Annotated in this window: 20 protein-coding genes; 10 read left to right on the top strand and 10 right to left on the bottom strand. The window is 42.8% G+C overall.

The window, feature by feature from the left end:
• Window positions 1–367 precede the first annotated feature (367 nt).
• The 4 genes from VB732_RS09600 (at window position 368) to VB732_RS09585 (ending at window position 6,080) form a co-directional block, all read left to right on the top strand.
• Window positions 368–733 (top strand): NAD(P)H-quinone oxidoreductase subunit M, encoded by a 366-nt coding sequence (locus VB732_RS09600; protein WP_323230599.1) that lies wholly within the window; start codon window positions 368–370, stop codon window positions 731–733.
• A gap of 543 nt (window positions 734–1,276) precedes the next feature.
• The gene (locus VB732_RS09595; RefSeq protein WP_323230598.1) at window positions 1,277–3,565 is read left to right on the top strand and encodes a protein phosphatase 2C domain-containing protein; all 2,289 of its coding nucleotides are present in this window, start codon (window positions 1,277–1,279) and stop codon (window positions 3,563–3,565) included.
• A 133-nt stretch (window positions 3,566–3,698) separates the two neighbouring features.
• Window positions 3,699–5,279 (top strand): CHAT domain-containing protein, encoded by a 1,581-nt coding sequence (locus VB732_RS09590; RefSeq protein ID WP_323230597.1) that lies wholly within the window; start codon window positions 3,699–3,701, stop codon window positions 5,277–5,279.
• A 153-nt stretch (window positions 5,280–5,432) separates the two neighbouring features.
• Window positions 5,433–6,080 (top strand): hypothetical protein, encoded by a 648-nt coding sequence (locus VB732_RS09585; RefSeq protein WP_323230596.1) that lies wholly within the window; start codon window positions 5,433–5,435, stop codon window positions 6,078–6,080.
• A 218-nt stretch (window positions 6,081–6,298) separates the two neighbouring features.
• On the opposite strand, the gene VB732_RS09580 is transcribed toward VB732_RS09585, so the two are convergent.
• From VB732_RS09580 to VB732_RS09555, 6 genes are all read right to left on the bottom strand, one after another.
• Complete coding sequence (locus tag VB732_RS09580) at window positions 6,299–7,681, bottom strand: PrsW family glutamic-type intramembrane protease (protein ID WP_323230595.1); 1,383 nt, start codon at window positions 7,679–7,681, stop codon at window positions 6,299–6,301.
• 526 nt (window positions 7,682–8,207) lie between these two features.
• The gene (locus tag VB732_RS09575) at window positions 8,208–8,810 is read right to left on the bottom strand and encodes a DJ-1/PfpI family protein (RefSeq protein WP_323230594.1); all 603 of its coding nucleotides are present in this window, start codon (window positions 8,808–8,810) and stop codon (window positions 8,208–8,210) included.
• A gap of 116 nt (window positions 8,811–8,926) precedes the next feature.
• A complete protein-coding gene (locus VB732_RS09570; RefSeq protein ID WP_323230593.1) occupies window positions 8,927–9,379 on the bottom strand; it encodes a nitrate reductase associated protein in 453 nt (150 codons plus the stop codon).
• A gap of 154 nt (window positions 9,380–9,533) precedes the next feature.
• Entirely contained in the window at window positions 9,534–9,992 is a 459-nt protein-coding gene (locus VB732_RS09565; RefSeq protein WP_323230592.1) for a phosphate-starvation-inducible PsiE family protein, read from the bottom strand.
• Between the two features lie 279 nt (window positions 9,993–10,271).
• A complete protein-coding gene (locus VB732_RS09560; RefSeq protein WP_323230591.1) occupies window positions 10,272–12,485 on the bottom strand; it encodes a nitrate reductase in 2,214 nt (737 codons plus the stop codon).
• 271 nt (window positions 12,486–12,756) lie between these two features.
• The gene (locus tag VB732_RS09555) at window positions 12,757–14,313 is read right to left on the bottom strand and encodes an MFS transporter (RefSeq protein WP_323230589.1); all 1,557 of its coding nucleotides are present in this window, start codon (window positions 14,311–14,313) and stop codon (window positions 12,757–12,759) included.
• 45 nt (window positions 14,314–14,358) lie between these two features.
• Between VB732_RS09555 and VB732_RS09550 the strand changes: the two genes are divergently transcribed.
• Window positions 14,359–14,607, top strand: a complete 249-nt coding sequence (locus VB732_RS09550) for a hypothetical protein (RefSeq protein ID WP_323230588.1) — start codon at window positions 14,359–14,361, stop codon at window positions 14,605–14,607.
• Window positions 14,608–14,632: 25 nt separating this feature from the next.
• Here VB732_RS09550 and VB732_RS09545 read toward each other — a convergent pair whose 3' ends face one another.
• Window positions 14,633–16,237 carry a ferredoxin--nitrite reductase gene (locus tag VB732_RS09545; protein ID WP_323230587.1) on the bottom strand — a complete coding sequence of 535 codons (1,605 nt, stop codon included), beginning with the start codon at window positions 16,235–16,237 and terminating at the stop codon, window positions 14,633–14,635.
• A 471-nt stretch (window positions 16,238–16,708) separates the two neighbouring features.
• Here VB732_RS09545 and VB732_RS09540 point away from each other — a divergent pair, with 471 nt between their 5' ends.
• The 3 genes from VB732_RS09540 (at window position 16,709) to VB732_RS09530 (ending at window position 19,761) form a co-directional block, all read left to right on the top strand.
• Window positions 16,709–17,119, top strand: a complete 411-nt coding sequence (locus VB732_RS09540; protein ID WP_323230586.1) for a ubiquinol-cytochrome c reductase iron-sulfur subunit — start codon at window positions 16,709–16,711, stop codon at window positions 17,117–17,119.
• A 17-nt stretch (window positions 17,120–17,136) separates the two neighbouring features.
• Window positions 17,137–18,435: a HEAT repeat domain-containing protein gene (locus VB732_RS09535; protein WP_323230701.1), complete on the top strand. Its 1,299-nt coding sequence runs from the start codon at window positions 17,137–17,139 to the stop codon at window positions 18,433–18,435.
• Window positions 18,436–18,603: 168 nt separating this feature from the next.
• Window positions 18,604–19,761: a DNA cytosine methyltransferase gene (locus VB732_RS09530; protein WP_323230585.1), complete on the top strand. Its 1,158-nt coding sequence runs from the start codon at window positions 18,604–18,606 to the stop codon at window positions 19,759–19,761.
• On the opposite strand, the gene VB732_RS09525 is transcribed toward VB732_RS09530, so the two are convergent.
• Both VB732_RS09525 and VB732_RS09520 read right to left on the bottom strand, forming a co-directional pair.
• Complete coding sequence (locus VB732_RS09525; RefSeq protein ID WP_323230584.1) at window positions 19,724–20,473, bottom strand: hypothetical protein; 750 nt, start codon at window positions 20,471–20,473, stop codon at window positions 19,724–19,726. The two genes, VB732_RS09530 and VB732_RS09525, sit on opposite strands and share 38 nt — an antisense overlap.
• Window positions 20,451–20,702: a helix-turn-helix domain-containing protein gene (locus VB732_RS09520; protein WP_012408240.1), complete on the bottom strand. Its 252-nt coding sequence runs from the start codon at window positions 20,700–20,702 to the stop codon at window positions 20,451–20,453. The genes VB732_RS09525 and VB732_RS09520 overlap by 23 nt, the downstream gene beginning before the upstream one ends.
• A gap of 292 nt (window positions 20,703–20,994) precedes the next feature.
• Here VB732_RS09520 and VB732_RS09515 point away from each other — a divergent pair, with 292 nt between their 5' ends.
• Window positions 20,995–21,942 carry a LysR family transcriptional regulator gene (locus VB732_RS09515; RefSeq protein WP_323230583.1) on the top strand — a complete coding sequence of 316 codons (948 nt, stop codon included), beginning with the start codon at window positions 20,995–20,997 and terminating at the stop codon, window positions 21,940–21,942.
• Between the two features lie 57 nt (window positions 21,943–21,999).
• Complete coding sequence (locus VB732_RS09510) at window positions 22,000–23,073, top strand: anthranilate phosphoribosyltransferase family protein (protein ID WP_323230700.1); 1,074 nt, start codon at window positions 22,000–22,002, stop codon at window positions 23,071–23,073.
• A 32-nt stretch (window positions 23,074–23,105) separates the two neighbouring features.
• On the opposite strand, the gene VB732_RS09505 is transcribed toward VB732_RS09510, so the two are convergent.
• On the bottom strand, window positions 23,106–24,524 hold the full coding sequence (locus VB732_RS09505) for an LCP family protein (RefSeq protein ID WP_323230582.1): 1,419 nt from the start codon (window positions 24,522–24,524) through the stop codon (window positions 23,106–23,108).
• Between the last annotated feature and the right edge of the window lie 78 nt (window positions 24,525–24,602).

The following is a 24,602-nucleotide window of genomic DNA, read 5'->3' as shown; positions in this document are numbered from 1 at the left end:
CACAGATCAAATTATTCCTGGTGAGTGCTTCCTCTTACTGGTTTTTCGGCTTCATAAGTCTGAAAAACCTAGCAGGAGGTAAGATTCACACACCGCTTTGATTTATTTCTATACCCCAAATAAAAATATTTCTCCCAGCAATTTTTACAAAAAAATAATTGGACTACTGTCAGTACTAGCTGCTAATTATGTCTTCAACTCTTAACAGTAGTAGTAAGTTAATCAGTACAGGTGATATTTTTACTTATGCCCATTCAATATACCCTTTTGAAGCTGCCTTCAAACCTTGTAAATTGAGAGCATTCATAGCTTCAATATAGCGTTTACAATAATTTCAGTGTAATCCACCCAAATCTTACACCCTCTTATGGATAACCCGATGCTGCTCAAGTCCACAACCCGGCATGTTCGCATTTTTGCAGGCGAAATTGACCGGGATGGCGAACTGATTCCAAGTCAACAGGTCTTAACGTTAGATATTGACCCAGATAACGAATTTAACTGGAATGAAGACGCGCTGCAAAAAGTTTATCGAAAATTTGATGAGCTAGTCGAAGCATCTAGCGGCGCAGACCTCACGGACTATAATTTGCGCCGTGTGGGGTCAGACTTAGAGCATTATTTGCGATCGCTCCTCCAACACGGCGAAATCAGCTACAATCTCTCTGCTCGCGTCACCAACTACAGCATGGGAGTTCCTCAAGTTGCAATTGACGACAAGCAAACAACCTAAAGCCTTCTGACAATCCAGACCATCTGGAAAAGCCTGCGAAAAACCTAACCCCCTTCTTTACAAGGAAGGGGAAAATTTTAAAATATCTCTCCTGTAAGGAGAGATATTTAGAGAAAGGTTTTCTTCATTCACCAGATACTTTTGCCAAAAGTATATTTGTTATTCTTAATTCTTAATTAAAGTTAATTGTTGCTATCCTACTTATAAACTAAATAAATGCCAACATTATCTGCCTGTTGATGATGGGATAATTCAGCAAAAGCTTGGGGTGCAGTTATGCTTAGGTTATGCTTTGGTAACAGGGTTAGAGCTAGTTGCTTTGGCGATGGATAGTTGCAGAGCAATAAAAGCTATGATGAGGCTGTAGGGTTGACTCAGGAGCGGGTTTTTTGGATAAGTTTAAGTATTAGCACCTGCTGATATCCGCCAGCTAAAATCATCATCTAAAGTCTGGATATGTCAAGTTTAAGAAATATGAGCGGTCTAGATTGTCCCCACTAATGCTGTTAAAGAAATTGCCAATCGCTGATCGGTGCGAAAACTATGGAAAATGACGCGGCAACGCTCTACTGTCCAAACGAAAATTGTCAGGCTGCTAACCCCCTGACTCACAAGTTTTGCCAGCGATGTTCCACGCCCTTGCCCAAAAATTACCTCTGGGCTGTGGTAGATGGCCCAAGTGTGGGTAGCCCTGGAGAAATATTAGCCGATCGCTATTTAGTCCTTGATAAATTTGTTCTTTTAGATACAAAGCCTGGTTTATTAGCACTAACGCCTGAGTTAGAGAACTTACAGCCCCTAAGAGCTTACCTGAGACTCATTCCCTACCGCTTGCATGTACCACAGGTATATGGAGTAATTTTTATCGCTGACGGGCCCTCCCATGAAAAAGAAATATTACTTTTAGAAAAACCACCACTATTAAAACCGCCGCTATTAGCAGACGACACAATCCAAGAAGTGTACTTGGGCAGCGAGTTAACCACCGCTTGGCGTGATGCAACATCGATGCGCCAACTCAATTGGTTATGGCAAATAGCTCATCTGTGGCAACCTCTTGCAAGTGAAGGTGTCGCTTCTAGCCTCCTTGACTCATCTGTATTACGCGTAGAAGGATCATTAGTTCGTTTATTGGATTTGCGTTTTGAGGGCGAAATTTCACCAGAATTGCCGCAATTAGGTGAATTTTGGCAGCAGTTAGTTAGTGAAGCCAAACCAGCCATAACGGAATTTGTGAATCACGTCAGCCTTTCTTTAATTCAGGGAGAGATTAATTCAACTGACCAATTAATCGGAGTTTTAGATGGGGGACTGGCACAATTAGGGCGATCGCAAACTCCCACAATCAAAATTATCACCAAAACCGACACTGGGCCAAGTCGCCAACGCAACGAAGATGCCTGTAGCCCCCCTAGTGGAACTCTGATCAGCAAACCACCCCAGCCAACTGCTTTAGCAATTGTCTGTGATGGCATCGGTGGACACGAAGGTGGTAATGTCGCCTCAAATTTAGCCATTGAAACCATCCAGCAGCAGGTACAGCAATTAACAAAAGTTCCCTACGACCACATAGAACCTTCACTACTGCTTAATGACCTAGATAAAGCAGTGGCAATGGCCAATGACAAAATCAGTCAGCGCAATGATAGTGAAAACCGCCAAGGGCGGCAGCGCATGGGTACGACTTTAGTGATGGCATTGCCTGTTGCACACGAAATGTACATTACCCACGTGGGTGATAGTCGTGCTTACTGGATTACCCGCCAAGGCTGTTATCAAGTTACCCTTGATGATGATGTCGCTTCCCGTGAGGTGCGGCTAGGATATGCCATTTACCGCGATGCTGTACAACAAAGTTCTGCTGGCTCTCTCGTCCAGGCTTTGGGTATGGGGCCTAGCACTTCATTACACCCCACATCAGCACGGTTTATGCTCGACGAAGATGCGATTTTTCTGCTCACATCCGATGGTTTGAGTGATTTTGATCGGGTGGAGGAATACTGGGAAACAGAAATCTTGCCGATTCTACTTGGGGAAGCAAATATTGCCACTGTTGCAGATAGATTAATCGAAATCGCTAATACTAAAAATGGACACGATAATGTCACCATCGCTTTAGTCCATTATCAAGTCCAATACTGGGAACCAGAAATTACGATCAAAGCTTTCATTCCTGAGAGTTATTCTGCCAAAACTGTTGATTTGGCATCCAAGGGGGCAAATGCGACAGTTTTAGGTGGCCCAAACCAGAAAACTCAGGTGATTCCAGACACTGAGCCTGCTAAACCTGCCCAATTACCGCTACAGTGGATTGTTCCTTTAATATTTGTGGTAATAGCAGGCTCTTTAGGATTATTTATAAAGGAATTGCGATCGCCATCAGGTTTACTTCCATTTTTTCCCAATCCTACACAAAGTCCCAACGATAGCATCGAAGCGACACCCGCAACGCGATCGCTTGATAATCTTTCTGCTGGCTGGGTAATTAAAACTAATAATCAAATTTCTTTGGGAAACAACCAATCGCTTCCCCCTGGCGCTTTTTTACAAGTTATCGAAACCAAACCAAATCCCAAACCTGCTTCTGGGGACTTCGAGGTACATTTGCAGCGTTGCTCAAATCCAGCCACCACAATTTCAGCCAATCCCCCAAACCCTCTAGATATTAATAAGCCTTTGCAGGAAGCGAATAAAAAAATATGGATTAAATTTTCTCAACTTCAAAACTCTGAGGTGTTGGAACCAAATAAGTCGCCCTCGTGTAATACTTTGCCGCAACCGCCGGCTAATCAATCACCCCGCACCAGCCCAACTTCGTCAAATACTCGATAAACTGGTAAAGACCTGGAATAATAACAAGTAACAACCAAAGTAAAAAACTTACAAGGTAAAAAAAGTATCCAATTTCTACCTTTAAAATTTTGATTTGGAATTATTTGTTTTTAGCTTTTAGTTTTATGAATCCATGCCATCCCTGAATTTGGCGATCGCCCGTCTCCTAAATACTGGCACTGACAACTTCGCCATTTGGGTGGTCAAAGCTCCCTATCCCAGTGGCTACGTTTTGCGTGACTGTGTATGGCCTGTTGAACTCAATCAAGTCTGGCAAGAATGGCAGCAGATGTTTGCTGGCCACGGTCGTCTAGATATTTCCCCAAACTCAACATCTCAAAAGTCGAACCCATTCCCCATAGATTTTATTTCACCCCCTTCAAGTCAAACTACTGGCCCCTACAGCAGTCGTCTGATGCAATACTTGGGAATGAATTTATGGCGCTGGGTATTTGACGGACAAATTCTTGGTAGTCTAGAACGTAGTCGTGGGATTGCTATGGGTCAGCATACACGTTTGCGCTTTCGGTTAGAAATCCGTGACCCGGATCTGATCGCTCTCCCTTGGGAAATTATGCAGCGTGAGCCTGGTCAATCGGCGATGTCTCTCTCCCAAGATTTGCTATTTAGTCGTACCAGCAGCGAAGTTGACCCTTTACCGTATTTGCGAACTGATCAGGCTTTAAGTATCCTGCTGGTTTTAGGTCATGATGACAAGCTGCAACTAGAACAAGAAGCTGCTATTTTACAGCAAACTCTTATAGATACACCTGTTGATGGTAATTCCCAAAGATATGCACCTTGTATAGTAAATCAACTCATACAACCAACTCCACAGGAATTGATTCAAGAATTAGAAACCAAAGCATACAATATTTTCTTTTACGCTGGACATGGTTTACCAGGAGCAGACGGAGGGTTACTGTTCTTGCGACCAGACATGCCCCTGAATGGGATAGAGTTGGCCCAAGTCTTGACCCGTACAGGTGTGAAACTAGCACTTTTCAATGCCTGTTGGGGCGCACAACCAGCTGCTATCAATCATCAGGCTATACCCGCCAGCAGTTTAGCAGAAGTACTAATTCGTCATGGCGTACCTGCGGTTTTGGGAATGCGCGATGAAATCGCCGATCATGAAAGCCACAGTTTTATTCAAGCCTTTACCGAAGCCTTGCGATCGCATAAACCAATTGATGAAGCCGTAGCACTGGCTAGGCAAGAGTTATTAACACTGTATAAGTTTAATCAACCTGCTTGGACTTTACCTGTCCTCTACCTGCATCCAGATTTTAATGGTGAACTTATTAAGAATCTAGATGAAGGTATTACTGAACTACCAGATACAGCCATTCCTGATGTAGGTTCCGCGCTTCCCACAGCTTCGTTGCGATCGCTCACTCCAAAAGGTAAAACCTGGCTATTGCGTTATGGAGTCACTCGCATCGGCCGCACAAAAGATAATGATATTGTTATTCCCGAACCATCTGTATCTAAACGCCACGCGGAAATCTTTTGCCGTAATACTCTGACTGGTGCTACATTGGTGCGAACTTATTATTTGCAAGATTTTTCTACCTACGGGACAACCTGGTTTTTAGGGCCTAATGGCTGGCAACAAATCCTCCGAGAGGAAGTCCCCTTGAAATCAGGAATGCAGCTAAAGTTTGGAAGTGCTAGAGGCGAGACTTGGGAGTTTACTCTTGAAGACTCTTAGCGGAGCTATTGCATAAATGGATTTTAATTTTGGTGTTAAGTATCAGCTTTTAAAATCTGTTTTTACTAGAGAAAAAATCAGCTATTTTTGCGGAAATCTCTTTTAGGAAATTGTAGCTGTCAATACCACCAAATAATCGTGAGGAAATGAAAAATGGCTAATAAAATTAACGGCTCAGACACTTTCTCTTCTTTACCGTCTCAAGTAGATTTAGAGTTATTAGAAGCGCTACTAGAACCAGATGATGGTACTTATCCCTGGAATCCAGCTGACGAAGAGTCAGAAGCTTATTTTCAAGAACTCGAACAACAGTTCGGAATGCAAGATTTACTTGAGGAAGAACTGACAACGCGATCGCAAGATTTTTACGATAATTTAGACACACTTTGGTCTAATGTCTCCCTTGCGTCAAGCTATCATCACAATCCCCAACAGGCGTTAGTGCTGAATCTTCAAGAAACACTACGTAATACTTTTGCCGCCTGTGTCCCCCAAACATTGCTCAACACCATTGCCACCAAAGCTGCTGAGATTTTCGCTGCCCGACAATCAATAGGTGAACCATTAGTTGAGTGCGTTCAGGCAGTATTACCCACTTGGGGAACCGAGGATCTTTTAGTTTTAGCTCGTCCTTATACTTACGCTATGCGGAGTAGCGAATCGAAAAATGTGGCATCTGCCATCAACAATCTTAACAATAGCGACTGGACAGCTTTATCAGAAGTCGAGAAAGCAAAGGTTAGTTTAGCGATCGCTTCTTATGCATTTACTCAACTCAACGAGTCTCAGCCGGAATTGTAAGGAGGAAATACTTGATAGATGGGTCAGAGGTGACAGGTGACAGTAAATAAAAAAAGTAAACATCACTTCTTTATTTTAGTTATTATCACCCCAAATTAAATTTAAGGTACGCTTATTTTCAAAATCGGCCATCTATCCCAAGAAATAAATATCAAGAGTTATTAAACATTGGGAATCGGTCAACAATCAATAGTTCTTCTTTGCTCCTCCAGCATTTCTTATTTTGGGCCCAGAAATCGGGTAGCAAAATTTTGCGATCGTGTTGGTGACAGTGCCCGTGCCTTGAGAATTGCCGCCATCAAAAAGGCGTAAGATAACACCCCAACAACTACTAACAGCAAGGCATTGATCGATCCTGTAGCATTCCACAGAGCGTGCAGCGCAGAGGCACTCAGATAACCAATAGAAAGAATTTGCCAACTTCTACTAGGCTTGAGAACAGCCAACCCGATAAAATAGCCCAGGTAGCCACTATAAGCCATGTGTCCCGCTACAGAGCCTAAAATTCGTGGAATTAGCAGTTGTAAACCCGCTAATTGACCAGCAGCGCCTATACCTACCTGTTGCGTAACATTTTGAGTAATATCTGGCACATATTGTCCGAGAGTTTCCAATAGAGTGAAGCCTACAGCAGAAGCCGTTCCCAGGAGAATGCCATCTAAAGGTTCCCAGACACCGATCTTTTCCCGCCAAGGTGAAGGCAACATTCTGCCGAGGGCAAACGCTCCCAATATAGGTAATGCTTTGAGCAACTCCTCCATTAACCCAGCACCAAAAAACATTCGTACCAGCAACTCTGTGAAAGTAGTAGATTCCTGGGGTGAGGGTAAGTTTCCAGGAAGGATACCGCGAAACACGAAAATAAATACATCCAACAGTGGACTGAGTAAAATCAATGTTGTACTTAATGCCGCACCCATTAGTACCCACCAAGGCTTCTGTTTACCGCAAAGCTGGTAAACAAAATAGTAGGCAGCGAAAGCGATATAAGTTGCAACAATGACTTGATTAGCTTGGGGTTGACCGACTGTAGCAAACATTAACACTACAAAGATTACAGTCAGTATGCCCGGTACAAGGTAAGCTTTGCGAGTTAAATCTTTACCAGTAGAAATAATGGGAAAAAGCTGGGTGAAGCTAACAGAATCTGGCTGCTTTAATTGCGTGTGGCTGTGGTAATTTGTCGCCGAAGGTAATGGTGTAATTTGGTTAACTGTTGTGGCCGGAGTTGGGGAAGTAAACTCGTACTCAAAAACGTATTGCGGGCCATCAGCACCTAGAGAAATGCGATCGCCTGGGTGCAATTCCTGACATTCATATAAGCGTTGTCCATTTAAATAAGTACCATTAGCACTATTTAAATCACAAAGCACCCAGCTGAATTTGCTATCTGGGGATAAAGAGAGGGGACGAACCACCGCATGACGACGAGATACCATCCGGTACATCATGGCATCCAAGACAACTTGGCAGCTAGGGTCGCGTCCAATGACCATCTCTTTACTGGGGGGCAGCGAATAGCGCGATTCTGAGCCAGAAGCTGTCCCATTACCAGACACTAGCCGCAGAAATGCATTATGTCTTGCGTTTTTGCCTGTCATCGAGTTAGTGTGCGTTTCTAAACTAATTCTTCTTCATATAATTTGGCAGCAGGACTAACCTTAGCCACATTAACAGCAGCATTGCTAAATCCACTATAGCTTCACTTACTGCTAAGAAATTTAAAATTCTAAATGGGAAATTTCAAATCGTTTTACCTAATGTAATAAGTATTCCATGTACTGAGAATTTGTCATAAACAGCTTTGGCAGGCGAATGAATCAGACTATATGGTTTGTGTACTTGTGACATCCTAGCTGCAAATTTAACCCACGGCAATTTATCAAAAAACAGTAGTTTTTACTGCATTTAGTTCCATTCAGAAAATATATAATTTCTGCTGGTCTGTTGTGAGCTAGTAGGGTCTTCTCCCAAAGGGAGAGGCTAGCGTCTAGAGGGTTTCCCCCATGAGTAACTGGCGGTAGTGACATAGGAGCGTCACCTGGAAGATCAGTTGTTTTGCCATAGTCTATTTGAAGTAGGGAGTAGGGAAAGAAACTCCCCACAAAAGATTTTTGGTGTCTTGCTTCAAATAACTGTAGCCAGTTCTGGGTGTTCAATCTTAGTTCCAAGTACTATAAGGAATTCTGCTAGCCAACGAGGGTGAGCAGGCCAAGCTGGTGCTGTCACCAAATTACCATCAACTATTGCCTCATCAACAGGGATATCGACATAAAATCCTCCAGCACTCCTGACATCTGGGCTACAAGCGGGGTATCCAGTACATCTCTTTCCTTGCAGTACATCAGCAGTTGCTAATAACTGTAAGCCGTGGCAGATGGCAGCAATAGGTTTATTCGTTTGGGCAAAGTGACGAGTGATTTCTAACACCTGCTGATTCAGGCGGATATATTCTGGTGCCCGTCCTCCGGGAATGATTAAGGCATCGTAGGTTGCAGTCTCTACTTCTGCGAAGGTAGCATTTAAAGTAAAATTGTGACCGGGCTTTTCGCTATAAGTTTGATCTCCTTCAAAGTCATGAACTGCTGTCCGCACCTTGTCGCCAGCTTTTTTGTCTGGGCAAACTGCATGGACGGTGTGCCCCACCATTTGCAACGCCTGGAAAGGAACCATCACTTCATAGTCTTCTACATAGTCCCCAACAAGCATTAAAAGTTTCTTGGCAGCCATATTTTTGACCTCCACCTATTAGTTAATACCAGTAGTCTAGAGTCAATATTTATCAGTTGTTGATAAAATAAATATTAATTTAGAGTTGGTTACATTAGTCTTGATTTATTCTGTAATTAAAGCAGATTAAATTCTGCGATCGCTCTTTTAAAGTTTTTGCTTTCATGTCCTGGGCGGCTGAGTTTAATCAAGGCAAAACGCTGTAAGGGCGTTAAACCTGCCCAATGTTGCTCTGTCAACGTTACACCTATTTCTTGAGCTTTTTCCTGGAGGCTAGATGGTACAGTGGCAGAGTCTAGCCATGCGGGATGAGGCTCAATGGGCAATTTTGTAGCTTGTATACCCGTGCGTTGTAAAATTAATTGCTGGATATGCTCGCGGTAAGACTGAATTTCCGTTTCTGTAGTGCAAGGCAATTCGACTAAAGCCTGACGCTCGTCTGTAGTCATTTGATTCCAATCAGACAATTTTAACTTGATACCACAGGTATCTAATTTGCAACGCACCTGCATAGGGATACAACGCAGGGAATCAACAAAATCTGCTTCAAATTGAAAGAAATCTGTCATTGTTCGGCAAACCTAAAGTTGATGGGGAATAGGGAATAGGAAAAGCAGTAAGTTTTGTGGCAGGGTCTAAATCTCCATTACGAATTACGTACAGCCCTTTGGGCATGAAAACCGCGTAGCGTGCCGGAGGCTCTATTACGAATTACAAATTATTTTATCTTGCGTCTCTAGCATTACTAAGACGAATTATTAAATAACTAATTGATAAGGCGAGAATAGCAATTCCTAAACCAATTATATCAATGCCTCTAACTTTTTCTAAGTCAAGAATAATAATTTTTCTGGCAACAGCAATCAAAGATGTAACAATAACTAATTCAACCTGAAAAACGTGTTTTCGCAAATAGGCTGTAATGTTTTCTAATATTTCTAAAGCGATTAAAATATTTAAAAATAAACCAAAAATTTTATACAATGTTGTGTTAAACTTCCCATAGGGTGCTGTAAATAACTCTTTAAAAATAAATACTCCTAAATCTCCGATCGCTACAAAAATCACAACTACCATAAACAGAGATAGAGCTTTAGAAACTAGCACTTCTATGTTTTCAATAAAGTGCATGAAGTTCTCATCTTTGCTAGCTCTTAAAATTCCCCTAAATAACCTTTTCATGTAATGCACCCGATTTTAAAATAAAATAAAATCCTATAGATAAATCTAGAGGATTAAAAAAAGATGATTTGTAAGTTTACTATCTGATTTTTACTCTTTACTATAGCTCAACTCGGCGCTGGTACAACCTTTGCTTAGTAGAAACTTAGCCTCTTTAGATATAGTAATTGGTATGAGTCAAGAGTAGAGAACCATAAAAAATGATAATAACTATTGGCTATTGCTTATTGACTAAATTACCTATTGGTGATTAATTACCATAGAGCCACATTTTGTAGCTTACCATTGTGAGGACTGGAGTTGATAATCTTTGACTGTAACTTCCACAGAGATTGGTATCAGTTGCACAGCACAGGCTTTTAATTCTGGTTGCAGCGAATCGGGGCAAGATTCTGGATGGGTGAGGGCGTTGGCTTCGGCATTGTCTGCCCACAGTGAACCCCAGTGCATGGGGACAAAAACTGTACCAGGCGCGATCGCTTTTGTCACTTTAGCAGGAAACTGAGCTTTACCCCGACGCGATCGCACTTCTACATACATACTATCTACAATACCTAACCGAGCAGCATCACGGGGATGAATTTCGATGAACGGTTCGGGATGCATTTTGCAAATCTTTTCAATTCGCCCGGTGCGTGTCTGCGTATGCCAATGTCCGTAAAGTCGCCCGTTAGTTAGCACAAAAGGATAATCTGGGTCTGGTGGTTCTGCCAATCCTTTTGAGTAATATGCCCCAAATCGAGCGCGTCCGTCAGAGGTGTGGAAGCGGAGATTGGTGTAAAGTCTTTTGGAGTGAGTAGGGGATTCACCACTCCCCACTCCCCACTCACTAATCCCCTCTTCTGGATGAGGCCATTGAGTCGGGCCTTCGGCTTGTAATTGCGCGTGACTGATACCCGTCATATCGCAAGGACGAGTTTTAGTTAGTTTGACAAACTCAGCATAAACTTCGGCGGAGTTAGCAAAGGCAAACTCTTTTTCAAAACCTAATCTCCGTCCAACTTCGGCGAAAATTTCCCAATCGGCTTTAGCTTCTCTTGGCGGTTGGCGAAATGCTTGACACAAAGTTACCACCCGTTCGGAGTTTGTCATTACACCAGTTTTTTCACCCCACTGGGCTGCTGGTAACAGAACATGAGCGTAAGCAGAGGTTTCTGTAGGATAATACGCGTCTTGGTAAATAGTGAAAGGCGATCGCAACAATGCCTTTTTCGTGCGCTCCAAATCTGGCATACTTACAGCTGGATTAGTAGCTGCAATCCACAATAATCCGACAGCATCATTTTCCAAACCAGTAATCATGTCCCAAGCAGTCAAACCCGGATTGGGTGAAATCTGTCCTGGCTTGAGTCCCCAAACCTCCTCAACTTCTGCCCGGTGCTGAGGATTTTTCACAACCCGATAACCCGGTAATAAATGCGCCAAACCTCCGGCTTCCCTTCCTCCCATTGCGTTCGGTTGTCCGGTAAGGGAAAAAGGGCCAGCCCCAGGTTTACCGATTTGTCCAGTCATCAAATGCAGGTTGATAATAGTTCTTACCTTGGCTGTCCCTTCTGACGATTGATTCACACCCATTGACCATAAAGACAGTACCCGCCCAGATTCACCCCAGTAGCGTGCTGCTGTTTCTAAATCTTGAATACTGATTCCACATTGACGAGCCACCACTTCTGGCGGATAATGCCGAATCACCTCAGCATAAGCCGGAAAGTTACTGGTGCAGTCATCCATAAACATCGTATCGATGTAATTCCAGCGCATCAATAAGTGGGCGATGCCGTTTAACAAATCGATATCTGTACCGGGACGAATGGCTAAATGTAAGTCGGCGGCTTCTGCGGTTGGTGTGGTACGAGGGTCTACCACAATCATTTTGACCTTGCGGTTCTTTTTGTGATATTTTGCCAGCCGATTAAAAACAATGGGGTGACATTCGGCTGTATTAGTACCAATTAAAAATGCACAGTCGGTTAACTCTAGGTCTTCGTAACAACAGGGTGGGCCATCTGCGCCAAAGCTTTGAATGTAGCCAGACACAGCACTAGACATACATAAACGCGAATTGGCATCAAAATTATTAGTACCCAGACAGCCTTTCATAAGCTTCTGGGCTATGTAGTAGTCTTCGGTTTGAAACTGACCGGAACCATACATACATAAGGCTTCTGGCCCTTGGGTGAAGCGGACTGTTTGAATGCGCTGCGTGATGAGATTAAAAGCTTCATCCCAACTAACGCGCCGAAACTCTTGATCTAAAGAGTCTCGTACCATTGGGTAATGTAATCTATTTTTATCTAAAGATTCTGCGATCGTTGCACCTTTGACACAAACCATTCCCTGGCTTGATGGATGGGCTTTGTCACCCCGCACCCGCCAAGTGGGATTACCTTGGCTATCTCGATTAGTTGCTTTGTTATGTTGGGCTGGGGGCGAAACTTCCAATCCACATCCAACACCACAGTAGGGACAAAGAGTTTTGGTAAATTCAGTCATAGCAATTTGCTTCGAGTGGGAAGTGTGGGAGATGGGGAGAAGAGGGCAGGGGGCAGGGGGCAGGGGAGGCAGGGGAGGCAGGGGAGGGAGCAAGGGAGAAGAGTTTTTCCCTCTGCCTCTTCGTTGCTTTGTTTAGGGAACTCCAAGAAACAAATTATCCAATTTCACGCCCATCAAAACGACTTTCTCTCCCCCTGCTCCCTGCCCCCTGCCCCCTGCCCCCTGCCCCCTGCCTTAAAAGCGATGGGATATTTATTTATTTGGAAGTCCCTTATCTTGTTTCTTCTCCAGGCTCAATGCTCAATGAATACTTCTCTTCGCCAGTGAAAACGGTGAAGCTTTTTTCTACTGTCAGTTCTGGTTCATCGCCCTCATGGTGTTCTGCAAATGAGCCTTTAGGTTCTTTAAGCAAGAAGGCACAAAGGAAAGTAACAATCAACGCAGTAACACCGAGAGTTTGAAAAAAGATTTGATTACCAATGTCACCCGGTGGTAAAAAACTATATAAAGTCAGGTAAGCTACGGCTCCTACGTTGCCATAAGCACCAACGTTGCCAGCAATCTGACCAGTAATCCGCCGCTTCACCAAAGGCACAATTGCAAAAGTAGAACCTTCCCCAGCTTGGACAAAAAATGAACAAGCCATAGTCAACATAATCGCTATAGGCAACCACCAATTACTACTAACACCGCTCATCATTAAATAAGCAAGACCCATGCCACCAGTTAGTATGGTCATTGTCCATTTGCGGCTACCTACTGTATCAGATACCCAACCACCGCCGGGACGTGCAAATAAGTTCATGAATGCGTAACTAGCAGCAATCATTCCTGCCAACACTTTGCTGAGAGTGAAAGTTGACTCAAAAAATGCCGGTAGCATGGAAACAACTGCTAATTCTGAACCAAAGTTGACGAAGTAAGTTAGTTCTAGGATTGCTACCTGAGAAAATTCATAGCGGTCTTTAGGGGCATATTGTTTTTTACCAATCATCAAGTCTTGATTTACGTACCAGCATTTATAGGCTTGGAAGACGTACAGACCAATTAACAATAGATAGACAATAACTAACTGAGTTGGAGAGAGTAAACCAATTTGAGAGATGCGCCAAGCTAGCAGGGCTAAGATGCCAACTAAGGGAATATTAGTCAACATCAGTAGCCAAAAGCTTTTCTTGCTGGTAACTTCTATGCCACCGTGACGAGAGGGACGCTGATAAACTTTGCCAGAGGGAGTATCTTGAACGTTGAAGAAATAGATTACTCCATAGATAGCGGCTATTATCCCAGTTAAAGCGATCGCTAGTCGCCAATTAAGTTGACCAGCAGCAAAAAAAGCTGTTAATGCCGCTATTGAAGGTAAGGTAAAAGCCGCACCTGCTGAACCAAAATTGCCCCAGCCACCATAAATCCCCTCTGCGATACCAATTTCTTTCGGAGGAAACCATTCAGCAACCATCCGAATACCAATTACAAAACCAGCACCTACTATACTTAATGCCAACCGACTGATGATTAACTGGCTGAAGTTCTGCGCGAATGCAAAAGCCAGACAGGGAATAGCAGCATACATCAGCAAGATTGAGTAAGTAATTCTTGGCCCATATTTGTCTAAAACCATGCCGATGATGATGCGGGCTGGCACAGTCAGGGCTACGTTACAAATAGCAATGGTTCTAACTTGTCCTTCACTTAAGCTAAAAGCTTCTTTAATGGCTGTTTGAAACGGGGCGAAGTTAAACCAGACTACAAATGATAGAAAGAAAGCGAACCAAGTCAGATGCAAGATGCGGTAGCGACCGTTTAAAGAAAATAATTTTTGAAGCATTCTAATCTTTCTAATTGAATAAAACGGACAATTGAGCCTTTTATCTTGGAAGTTGAGGCTTTTATCTCGGAAGTTGAGGCTTTTATCTCGAACGTTGAGCCTTTGAACTCGGAAGTTGAGCCTTTGAACTCGAACGTTGAACCTTTTATCTCGAACGTTGAGCCTTTGAACTCGAATGTTGAACCTTTTATCTCGAACGTTGAGGCTTTTATCTCGGAAGTTGAGGCTTTTATCTCGGAAGTTGAGGCTTTTATCTCGAACGTTGAGCCTTTAAGGTTGAAGTATGAGTTTTAACCAATCCCCAATCCCCAATCCCCAATCAGTTACTAACTACTAAAGCTTCTTGCTTGAGTTTTGCCCCAAAGTTTTCGATTAGTAAATTTTGCAATAGTGGTTGCAAGTCTTCGCAGGGTATGCCTTTGATAACGCAAGTTCCTAAATGGGCATCTTTGCCGACTTTGCCGCCCATATATATGTCAACACCTTCCAAGGTTTTGCCATTTTTGCGAGTTTTAGTTCCCATCAAGCCGATGTCTGCAACTTGGGGTTGTCCGCAAGAGTTGGGGCAACCTGTCCAGTGAATTCGGACTGGATTGGTGAAAGTTAACTCTTCTTCTAAGGCTTTAATCATTGCTAGGGCGCGGTTTTTGGTTTCGATGAGGGCAAAGTTGCAAAATTGTGCGCCTGTGCAGGATACTAGCGATCGCGTCAGCAAACCTGGATCAATAGAAAACCTTTCTAGGATAGGCTCTGTTAAAAATGTTGCTAAACGCGAGTCAGCAATATTAGGGATAACGATGTTTTGCTCAACGGTAAAGCGGATTTCGCCACTACCGAAAACTTCCGCTAGACGCGCAATTTCAAACATATCTTCGGCATACAGCCGACCGACGGGAATATTTAAACCTGCGTAATTTAATCCCGCTTGCTTTTGTTTATATACCCCAATGTGATCGCGTTTTTCCCAGTCGATCTCGTCTTTTGCGGCTGCGGGTAATAATGATTTACCCAAACGGCTTTCTACTTCTGCTCGAAACTTATCTACACCCCATTCATCAATTAGCCACATCAAGCGGGATTTTTGCCGATTAGCACGCGGCCCGTGGTCACGAAAGACTTCTAAAACCGCTCTACATACACTTACCACATCTTCGGGAAGTACCCAAGCATTCAAAGGAATCGCCGCTTCGCAACGTTTAGCTGAGAAAAAGCCACCCACAATGATGTTGAAGCCGAAGATTGGTGACTGGGGATTGGGGATTGGGAATTGGGAAGATTTTTCCCCAGTCCCTTCCTTAAATGCTGGAACAAAAGCCAAATCGTTAATTTCAGCGTGAACTGAATTGTCTCTTCCACCTGCGATCGCAATATTAAACTTCCGTGGTAAGTTGCTAAACTCTGGGTTCCCTTCGCCTTTGTTGGTCAGCATATCTTGAATTTGCTGTACTAACTCTCGTGTGTCGTACAACTCATCTGCATCTAACCCCGCCACCGGATCGCCTGTAATGTTGCGGATGTTATCCATCCCTGACTGGACACTGGTTAAACCAACTGCGTGAAATCTATTAAAGATATCTGGTAAATCTTCAATTCTGATTCCCCGTAATTGGATATTCTGTCTGGTGGTAATATCGGCGCAGCCATCATCTCCGTAACGTTGCACCACTTGGGCTAAAACACTCATCTGACTGCTGTTAAGAATACCGTTAGGCATCCGTAACCGCATCATAAACTTACCTGGGGTAACTGGGCGAAAAAACACGCCTACCCACTTGAGTCGATGATCGCGGTCTGTTTCGTCCATTGCTTCCCAACCCAAGGCGGCAAATTTCTCTATCTCATCCCTGATAGCGAGTCCATCTTTTTGCGCCTTGAATTTCTCGAATTTATTGAGGCTAGTAGTGTTAGTTGTTGTGTCTGTCATGAGGCTGACTCTCGTGAGAATTTTTGCTGCTAATTGCTCAATATCAATCAACCCGTAGTTCCATTAGGTGGTGTATCTACGAGGGTTAGGGAATAAAAATTTAATATTCGATTACGGCTGATTATTGTTACTCAAAAGTATTCCGACGTGGAATTTCAAATCCGTGTTTAGTTAAGGAAAACTTGTCTCCATATACATCTTGGAAATTGTCAAGCAGGTTTAGATAATGTTCATGTAACAATTTCGATACTCATAACTTAAGACGAGATTTCTGTTAAAATCGTATAAATTGCTACGATTTTTTGGTAAAATTGCTGAAAATGGATACATAATATGCATTTTTTGCATCATGGGCGGCTAATGAGCCACTTAAAGCACTTGATAAAGAGTGTTTGACATGATCTAAGGGTTTTGGATTGCCATAGATTAATCCAAAATCCAAAATCTAAAATCAAAAATTGAGTGGCACTTATGAAACGTCGTGATTTTATTAATTGGGTAGGTTTAGGTTTAATAGCGAGTTCTCTACCTGTAGCGATCGCAGCTTGTTCTTCTCAAACAACTTCCGCAACTGGAGATTGGCAAACAGTAGGAACTTCGGCAGAATTAGATAAAACTGGTCAATTACTGGCTAAAGACTCACCTGCTGGGCCTGTGTTGGTAGTCGGCACATCTAAAGCCGCAATGACAGCCGTTAACCCAACCTGTACTCACGCAGGTTGCACCGTAGAATGGAAAGCTGAGGCAAAAAAATTCGCTTGTCCCTGTCATGGTTCGGAATTTGGTGTTGACGGGAAACTGCTAAAAGGGCCAGCGACAGAAGCGCTTAAAACTTACGCCGTTAAAATTGAAAGTAATTCAGTTGTAGTCAAGCCAACTTAAACAATATAATTCAGGGTATCGTGAATAATATCAACCAGCTTTTGGTGAAAGCCCAGACAGCATACAATGCAGCTGATTGGTCATCATTAATTCAATATTTACAACAATTAATTTTAGCGACAGATTCTGAGCATCCAGAGATAGTTAAAAATCGAGAATATCTGCTGACGTTAGCACTTTCAATTTTAGAAATGGGAGATTTTCAGCAACGCTGGGAAATCACCAAGGTGTTGACTCACTTGGGAAATATTGCCATCCCACCACTCATCGACATCTTAGAAGATGAAGATGCAGAAGAAGAATTACGTTGGTATGCAGCACGGACTTTAGGCGAATTCCAGCAGCCAGAAGCGATCGCACCCTTGGTTGAATTGTTGAAAACTGATGAGGATGAAGAACTCAAAGCGATCGCAGCTACAGCAATAGGGCAAATGGGTACTGTTGCGATCGCTGCACTTTCTGAACTTTTATTAGATGAAGATACACGACTTTTAGCAGTGCGATCGCTTTCCTGTATTCCCCAAACAGAAACCATCACACCGTTGTTGAGTGTAGTGCAAGATCCACAAGCAACAATCCGCACTGCTGCAATTGAAGCCCTCAGCAGTTTTCATGACGAACGTATACCACCAATCTTGTTAAACGCCTTGGATGATATTGCTGCTACAGTTAGGCGTGCAGCAGTCCTTGGTTTAGGTTTTCGCCCCGACTTACGCGAAGCATTAGATTTGTTGACGAGATTGCAACCCAAGCTTTACGACTTTAACCTTGATGTTTGTTGTGCAGCCGCAGTTTCCCTTTCTCGGATGGGTTGTAATGACGCTGCAAAACATTTATTTAATTTGTTGATTTCACCTCAGACACCAACAAAGCTGCAATTAGAAACTATCCGCGCTTTAAGTTGGGTGGGTACAACATCTAGTTTAGAATATTTGCAAATAGCCTTTAATCAAATCACTTCAGAGACACTTTGGCAAGAAATTGTCACTGTTTTGGGGCGAGTCCAAAAGCCGCAAACTACGCAAGCCGCAGAAATATTATTGCAAATACAGCGATTGCAACATCCAGCTACAGAGATTGCTAATGTAAAAAGTGCGATCGCTTTATCTTTAGGACAGTTAGGTGAGATACAGGCTATTGAACCATTGATTTCGCTGCTAGCTGATTCTAATGCGTCGGTGAGACTACATGCGATCGCTGCACTCAAAAATCTGGATGGGGAAGTTGCACATCAAAAATTGCAGCAATTAGTAAATAATGCTGCACTCACACCAGATTTGCAACAAGGAATAGCGATCGCTTTGGCTGAGTGGTAAATTCTCTCAAAGATGATGGAGAGTTAGAGGGAGTGAACCCACATTTCTGTTAAATTTACCAGGCTGGTGAGAACACAAGGATCGCAATTGCTGAAATTTCCAAGATTAAATGCAGCAGAAGTTAGGAAGTTGCTTGACGATATTTTATGAAGACTATAGTATTCGATAATGACACACAAGATTATTGATTTATTTGCTGGTGCAGGTGGTTTGACTACAGGATTTCACATGGTAGGCTTTGAATCTCTATGTGCAATAGATGTAAATGCAAAAGCCTTGGCAACCTACAAGCACAATTACCAAGACACTAAAATCATTCATCAGGATATATGTAAAATTAGCCCTTGTGACTTACGATTAGCGTTGGGCTTACAGCGAGAAAAACTAACAGCCTTGATTGGTGGCCCTCCATGTCAGGGATTTTCAAGAAATATTCCTGCTGGCGATCGCTACCTCAACGATTCCCGTAACAAGCTATACCAAACCTTTTTAGAATTCGTAGAGGAGTTTAGGCCCCTTTACGCCGTAATGGAGAACGTCCCCGAAATTTTGAAAGCTTACAATGGCGTAATTAGGGAAGAAATAACAGAAAAGCTTGAATCATTAGGCTATAAAGTTGTCTCTTCATCATTAAATGCTGCACATTATGGAATACCACAAACAAGATCCAGAGCTTTTTTTCTAGCTAGTTTGGATCGTTCTCTTCATTTTCCTGAAGCAACACATTTTGGTGATACTAGGAGTGACTATAGAACTCCGAAGTCTTGTACTCAGCTTAATTTGTTAGAAGCAAATATTTCTCCAATTGTCACAGTCAAAGATGCAATTGGAGACTTGCCACCACTTGATGCAGGACAAGACTATAACGCTGAAGTTTATCCTGATGCTCCACAAACTACATATCAAGCGATGATGCGAAATCAAAGCACGAAAATTGTTAATCATGTTGCTCGTGCTTTGACTCCAATTCAATTGTCGAGGGCACGCGCACTTCGTGAAGGACAAGATGCTAGGGACTTACCTTGTGAATTAGCTCCCAAGAAACACTACAGTGGCGCATACGGGAGACTTTACTGGGATAAGCCAGCCAGAACAATCACGAGATGGGTTTTTCATCCTGGATCAGGTAGGTTTTTCCATCCTAATCAAGATCGAACAATTACAATACGCGAAGCTGCAAGATTACATTCTTATCCAGATAATTTTCACTTTTTAGGAACATATAATGATATGGCTTCTCAAATTGGTGAATCTGTACCTCCATTACTAGGTAAAGTGATAGCTTCATCTATTCTTCAGGCTCATCCTCAGAAAACTGAGTATTGATTTGATCTTCCAAAGCAGAGAGAACTGTCATTACATATCGCTCAAGTGTAAGACGAACTCTTTCAACTGTAATACGAACTGCCTGTTCAGGAATAGTTCTAGCTCTGAAAAGTTGTTTCTGATTTTTGTACCAAACCAGTTCTATTTTGCCTGCAATGCTTCCTTGTAGTCCTGCCCCTGATCTCCCAGTAATTTTATCTACTGTCCAAGCCCAAGAAAATATATTTGGGTCAAGAGGATTAAGTGGAAACTCGCAGTAAATATACTCATAACCTTTGATAGTTTTGAGTAATATGCTTTCATAACTATTTACAACGCCCTGTGCTGCCTGACTCAAAATAATCTTTTCGTTCCAATGTTGGATAATGGCTGCTCCAAGCTCATTAGGCGAGGATTGCTCTGTTAAACCAGGAAAACCCAATTGGATAGACTTCTTGATGATATCTGCTCTCTGAATGACAAACAAAAATGAACTTCCGAAGTTAAAGCTATTTAATTGGAGAGATTTAAGTGACCAACCAGTTTTAGTCACCAAGTCAACAGCATCATAGAGAAGCTTGCTGCGTCCCAGAGCAGGGTCTGACAGAGGAATATCTTTAACATAATGAAAAATTGCTTCCCATGTGTAATCTTCTATCGACCCTATGACTGGAGATGCAATAGTCGCAATAATGGCTTGCCTTAATCTTTCAATCTCGCTGTCCGTCAACACTCAGGGATTCCTCTACAGGTTGTAAAAATTCACTCATTGTCATACCCAAAGCCTTGGTGATATGGCTAAGAACCCTAACAGATGGACTTTTTAGCCCTCGTTCAAGCTGGCTGATATAAGTCCTGTGCAGACCTGTGACTTCTGCAAGATACTCCTGTGACCAACCTTTTTCTGTACGACGACGCTGTAGTTCTAGTCCTAAAATTTGGTCTAGTTTACTGGGCTGCATGAAGAAAAAGATTAGTATTTTGAATACAAAAGTTCTACAGACTAAAGTATTCAAAATATTTGCTCAAACCTCATAATGTGATGAATTTAAAATTTCATATATTGCATAAGTTTTTTTGGCGGAATTCACCAAAAAAGACTTATGCAAAGCGGATAGTTTATGATGTGACAGGTAAAACCCGATTTATACAAATGTAAATCACAGGAAAATTACTGTAACTAACTATACTAAATTGCGGAGAATAAACCGTTAACTTAGTGAAAGCTATAAATGTAATTCAGGCTACATAAAAATGCGCCTAGAGCAGTTGCAAGCCTTTCTAGCGATCGCACAAACCGGCAGCTTTCAACAAGCAGCGCGAACATCTGGTGTTACCCAATCAACGATTAGCCGCCAAATCCAAGCATTGGAAGCAGATTTGGGTGTAGAACTTTTTCATAGAACTACTCATGCAAAATTAACGCTGGGAGGTGAATGTTTACTACCCCGTGTCCGTAAAATTTGCCAAGAATGGGAGACAGCTACACAAGAATTAGCTGATTTAATCGCCGGAAAGCAACCAGAACTTTGCATTGCTGTGATTCACTCATTATGTGGATCTTACTTACCGCCAGTGTTGCAAAAATTCTGTCATGCTTATCCAGATGTGCAATTGCGGGTGACTTCATTAGGAAGCGATCGCGCCCTGAAAGTCCTCAAAGATGGATTGGTGGATTTAGCAATTGTGATGAATAATCGCTTTTTGACCACTGGCAGAGAAATGTTAGTAGAAGTACTTTATGATGAACCAATAGAAATTTTAACCGCAGCCAATCATCCCCTGGCAAAATATGAATTCGTCCCTTGGTCGGAGCTAATTCGTTATCCCCAAGTGGTTTTTAAAGATGGTTATGGGATGCAGCGCTTAATACAAGATAGATTTGAACGAATGGAAGCAACACTCCAGGCGGTTTTAGAGGTAAATACCTTGGATGCCTTTCGGGGAGTGGTGCGCCAAGGAGAACTAATCGCTTTACTACCTCAATCAGCATTACTGGAAGCACGTCTTGACCCTACCCTAGCGATTCGTTCCTTAGAGAACAATAATACTAGCGGTTTAGTGGATGGTTCTAGTTTGACTCGGCGGGTAGTTATGGTAACAACTCAAGACCGATTACAAATTCCCCCCATCAAGCACTTTTGGCAACTAGTGCGCGAAAATATTCCATTAAAAATTGACCAGCAGCGATCGGCTTCATGAGTGTCATTAGTCATTTTCACAAAGGACAATGGACAAATGACAAAGGACAAAACACAAATGAGTAATATATTTAGGGAATTACTGAAAAAAGTAGGTAGCGGAAACCACACAGGCGAAAATTTAACTCGCGCCGAAGCAGCCAGCGCTACTAAAATGATACTGCTGGGTGAAGCGACACCAGCCCAAATCGGAGCATTTTTGATTGCTCATCGAATCAAGCGTCCTACGGGGGAAGAGTTAGCAGGAATGTTGGATGCTTATGATGAATTGGGGCCAAAATTGCAACCATTCGATTCTGGGCGAACTGCGATCGCTCTTGGTATCCCTTATGATGGCAGAACCCGCACAGCACCCATTAGTCCGGTAACAGCTTTACTACTGGCCGCAGTTGGACAACCAGTGATAATGCACGGTGGCGATCGCCTTCCAACCAAGTACGGCTTACCCCTAATCGATATTTGGCAAGGTTTAGGAGTCGATTGGACTAACCTACCACTAGCAAAAACCCAACAAGTTTTTGAGCAAACGGGAATCGGCTTTATTTATCTCCCTCAGCATTTTCCCCTAACTAACAGTATTTGGGAGTACCGCGACCAACTTGGCAAACGTCCGCCATTGGCAACAATGGAGCTAATTTGGTGTCCTTATGCTGGAGATGCTCACGTAATTTCTGGGTTTGTTCATCCGCCAACAGAAGGGATGTTTAAGATAGCTCTGGGACTGCGGGGAGTAACAAAATTTACATTAGTGAAAGGGTTAGAAGGTAGTTGTGACTTACCGCGCGATCGCACTGCAATTATCAGCTTATCTTCATCCGTAGCATCCCAAGAGGTAGAAAGATTGCACCTTGTACCGCGTGATTACGGCTTTACTACCAAAAACGTACCCCTTGGAACTACTGAAGAATTGGTGGCAGATATTCAGGATATTTTAGCAGGTAAACCAAGTGAACTAATGCAAACAGCCTTGTGGAATGGTGGATTTTATCTATGGCGCAGTGGTATTTGTTCAGATATGCCAGAGGGTTTAGCTAAGGCAAAAGAATTATTAACCAATGGTGTGGTAGCAGCTAAACTCCAAGAACTCAGTCAATCAGTAAATTCCCTTTCAGCAGCATTTGTCCCAGTGTAATTAATTACGAATTACGAATTACGAATTAGTAATTATTTGGTCAGCAACTCCTCCAAAACAGATTTTTGTTGCAACCAATCCTGGCCTACTTGAATACTGATATCTGAGCCAAGGTTGCCAGTACTTTCCACACGCACTTCGCCAAATCCCAAAGTTTCACGAATTGATTCGGCACTGTCACCATCTCCTTGCTGGGCGACAATGTGAGTTACATCTAAAGGTTCACCCCATGATTTAGCTATATAAATATTGCGATATCCAGATTTTTCTAAGGCTTGAATCAATGGTTGGAGATTAGAGCGATCGCCACCTGTACTATCTTGAATTGCTACACGCAAAGAACGGGGATTAGTCGCCTCCTGTTCCTGTTCTGATTCCAAACCAAAGTGTTGAGCCATCAATTTAGCGATACCATTTTTGTTTGGCAACCAATAGCTAGCATCATACTCACTCTTCTCGCTAAAGCGGCCTGGCAGCATTAACATTTGCATATTAGAGCGATTTGTCCGCACCCCAAAACCCGTTAACGCCACTAATTCTTCAACCGTCAAATTGGTATCAATGTGGTCTTTAACTACATCCAAAACTTTAGGTAATTGAGCAACAGTAGCTGGGTTGAGTGTTTGATCCATCAAAGCCCGCATGACCATTTGCTGGCGTTGAATCCGACCAATATCACCGAGTTCGTCATGACGAAACCGCAACAATTGAAGTGTTTGTTCGCCGTTGAGATGCTGCTTACCCGCCTTCAAATTGATGTACAAATGCTGAGAATCATCTTGATACTTCATATCTTTGGGGACGTAGACTGTTACGCCTCCTAAAGCATCGATCAGCTTGCCAACTCCCAAAACGTTAATTCGCACATAGCGATCAATTCCCGCCCCACCTAAGAGATTACTGACGGTTCTAGCAGTTAAAGCTGGCCCACCTTCCATATTGGCGGCATTAATTTTTCTCACCCCATACCCCTCTATTTCTGTACGGGTATCTCTGGGAACAGAAAGCATAACTATTTTTTTCGTCTCTGGATCAAATTTGACCAAGAGCATCACATCGGCAAGACCATCAAAGGAGTTTACTTGGGGCAGATATCTGAGGTTTTTACTTTCTTCAGGGGGGTTTTGGACATCTGGGGGAAGTACGCTCATCCCCATAACTAAGAGATTGACTGGGCGAGTTAATTCTGAAAATCGCATTACACCTCCAGAAATGCGATCGCCATCAAATGCTGCCTCTTCTTGTGGACTGAGCTGGGCTTGTTGCAAAGGCGTACTGGTTAAAGATACCGCCAAAAGTGCCCCTGCTGTTGCTGACACCATTGCAATCCCGCTCATCCCTACCCAAAACCACAGCCAACGTCCAGATTTCGAGTTTAGGGAAATTTTTTTATTGGGCTTTGACGCTCTTCCCGATTGGTTTTCTTCTGCCGAACTTCTTTGAATGGTCACAGACTTCCTCACACTTACTCAATAAATAATCAAATTCGGTAAATTTGCAGACTCAAAACATCCAGACAAATCAACCCA

Origin of the sequence: Nostoc sp. UHCC 0252, from assembly GCF_034931145.1 — a bacterium.
GTDB lineage: Bacteria > Cyanobacteriota > Cyanobacteriia > Cyanobacteriales > Nostocaceae > Nostoc.
This window is presented reverse-complemented; position numbering and strand designations above follow the sequence as displayed.

Coding starts and splice junctions, on each gene's coding strand:
- VB732_RS09580 (WP_323230595.1), bottom strand. CDS start 7,681: ATGACAGGCAAAAACGCAAGACATAATGCATTTCTGCGGCTAGTGTCT.
- VB732_RS09565 (WP_323230592.1), bottom strand. CDS start 9,992: ATGAAAAGGTTATTTAGGGGAATTTTAAGAGCTAGCAAAGATGAGAAC.
- VB732_RS09575 (WP_323230594.1), bottom strand. CDS start 8,810: ATGGCTGCCAAGAAACTTTTAATGCTTGTTGGGGACTATGTAGAAGAC.
- VB732_RS09515 (WP_323230583.1), top strand. CDS start 20,995: ATGCGCCTAGAGCAGTTGCAAGCCTTTCTAGCGATCGCACAAACCGGC.
- VB732_RS09510 (WP_323230700.1), top strand. CDS start 22,000: ATGAGTAATATATTTAGGGAATTACTGAAAAAAGTAGGTAGCGGAAAC.
- VB732_RS09545 (WP_323230587.1), bottom strand. CDS start 16,237: ATGACAGACACAACAACTAACACTACTAGCCTCAATAAATTCGAGAAA.
- VB732_RS09520 (WP_012408240.1), bottom strand. CDS start 20,702: ATGCAGCCCAGTAAACTAGACCAAATTTTAGGACTAGAACTACAGCGT.
- VB732_RS09595 (WP_323230598.1), top strand. CDS start 1,277: ATGGAAAATGACGCGGCAACGCTCTACTGTCCAAACGAAAATTGTCAG.
- VB732_RS09600 (WP_323230599.1), top strand. CDS start 368: ATGGATAACCCGATGCTGCTCAAGTCCACAACCCGGCATGTTCGCATT.
- VB732_RS09585 (WP_323230596.1), top strand. CDS start 5,433: ATGGCTAATAAAATTAACGGCTCAGACACTTTCTCTTCTTTACCGTCT.
- VB732_RS09540 (WP_323230586.1), top strand. CDS start 16,709: ATGAAACGTCGTGATTTTATTAATTGGGTAGGTTTAGGTTTAATAGCG.
- VB732_RS09530 (WP_323230585.1), top strand. CDS start 18,604: ATGACACACAAGATTATTGATTTATTTGCTGGTGCAGGTGGTTTGACT.
- VB732_RS09570 (WP_323230593.1), bottom strand. CDS start 9,379: ATGACAGATTTCTTTCAATTTGAAGCAGATTTTGTTGATTCCCTGCGT.
- VB732_RS09560 (WP_323230591.1), bottom strand. CDS start 12,485: ATGACTGAATTTACCAAAACTCTTTGTCCCTACTGTGGTGTTGGATGT.
- VB732_RS09555 (WP_323230589.1), bottom strand. CDS start 14,313: ATGCTTCAAAAATTATTTTCTTTAAACGGTCGCTACCGCATCTTGCAT.
- VB732_RS09590 (WP_323230597.1), top strand. CDS start 3,699: ATGCCATCCCTGAATTTGGCGATCGCCCGTCTCCTAAATACTGGCACT.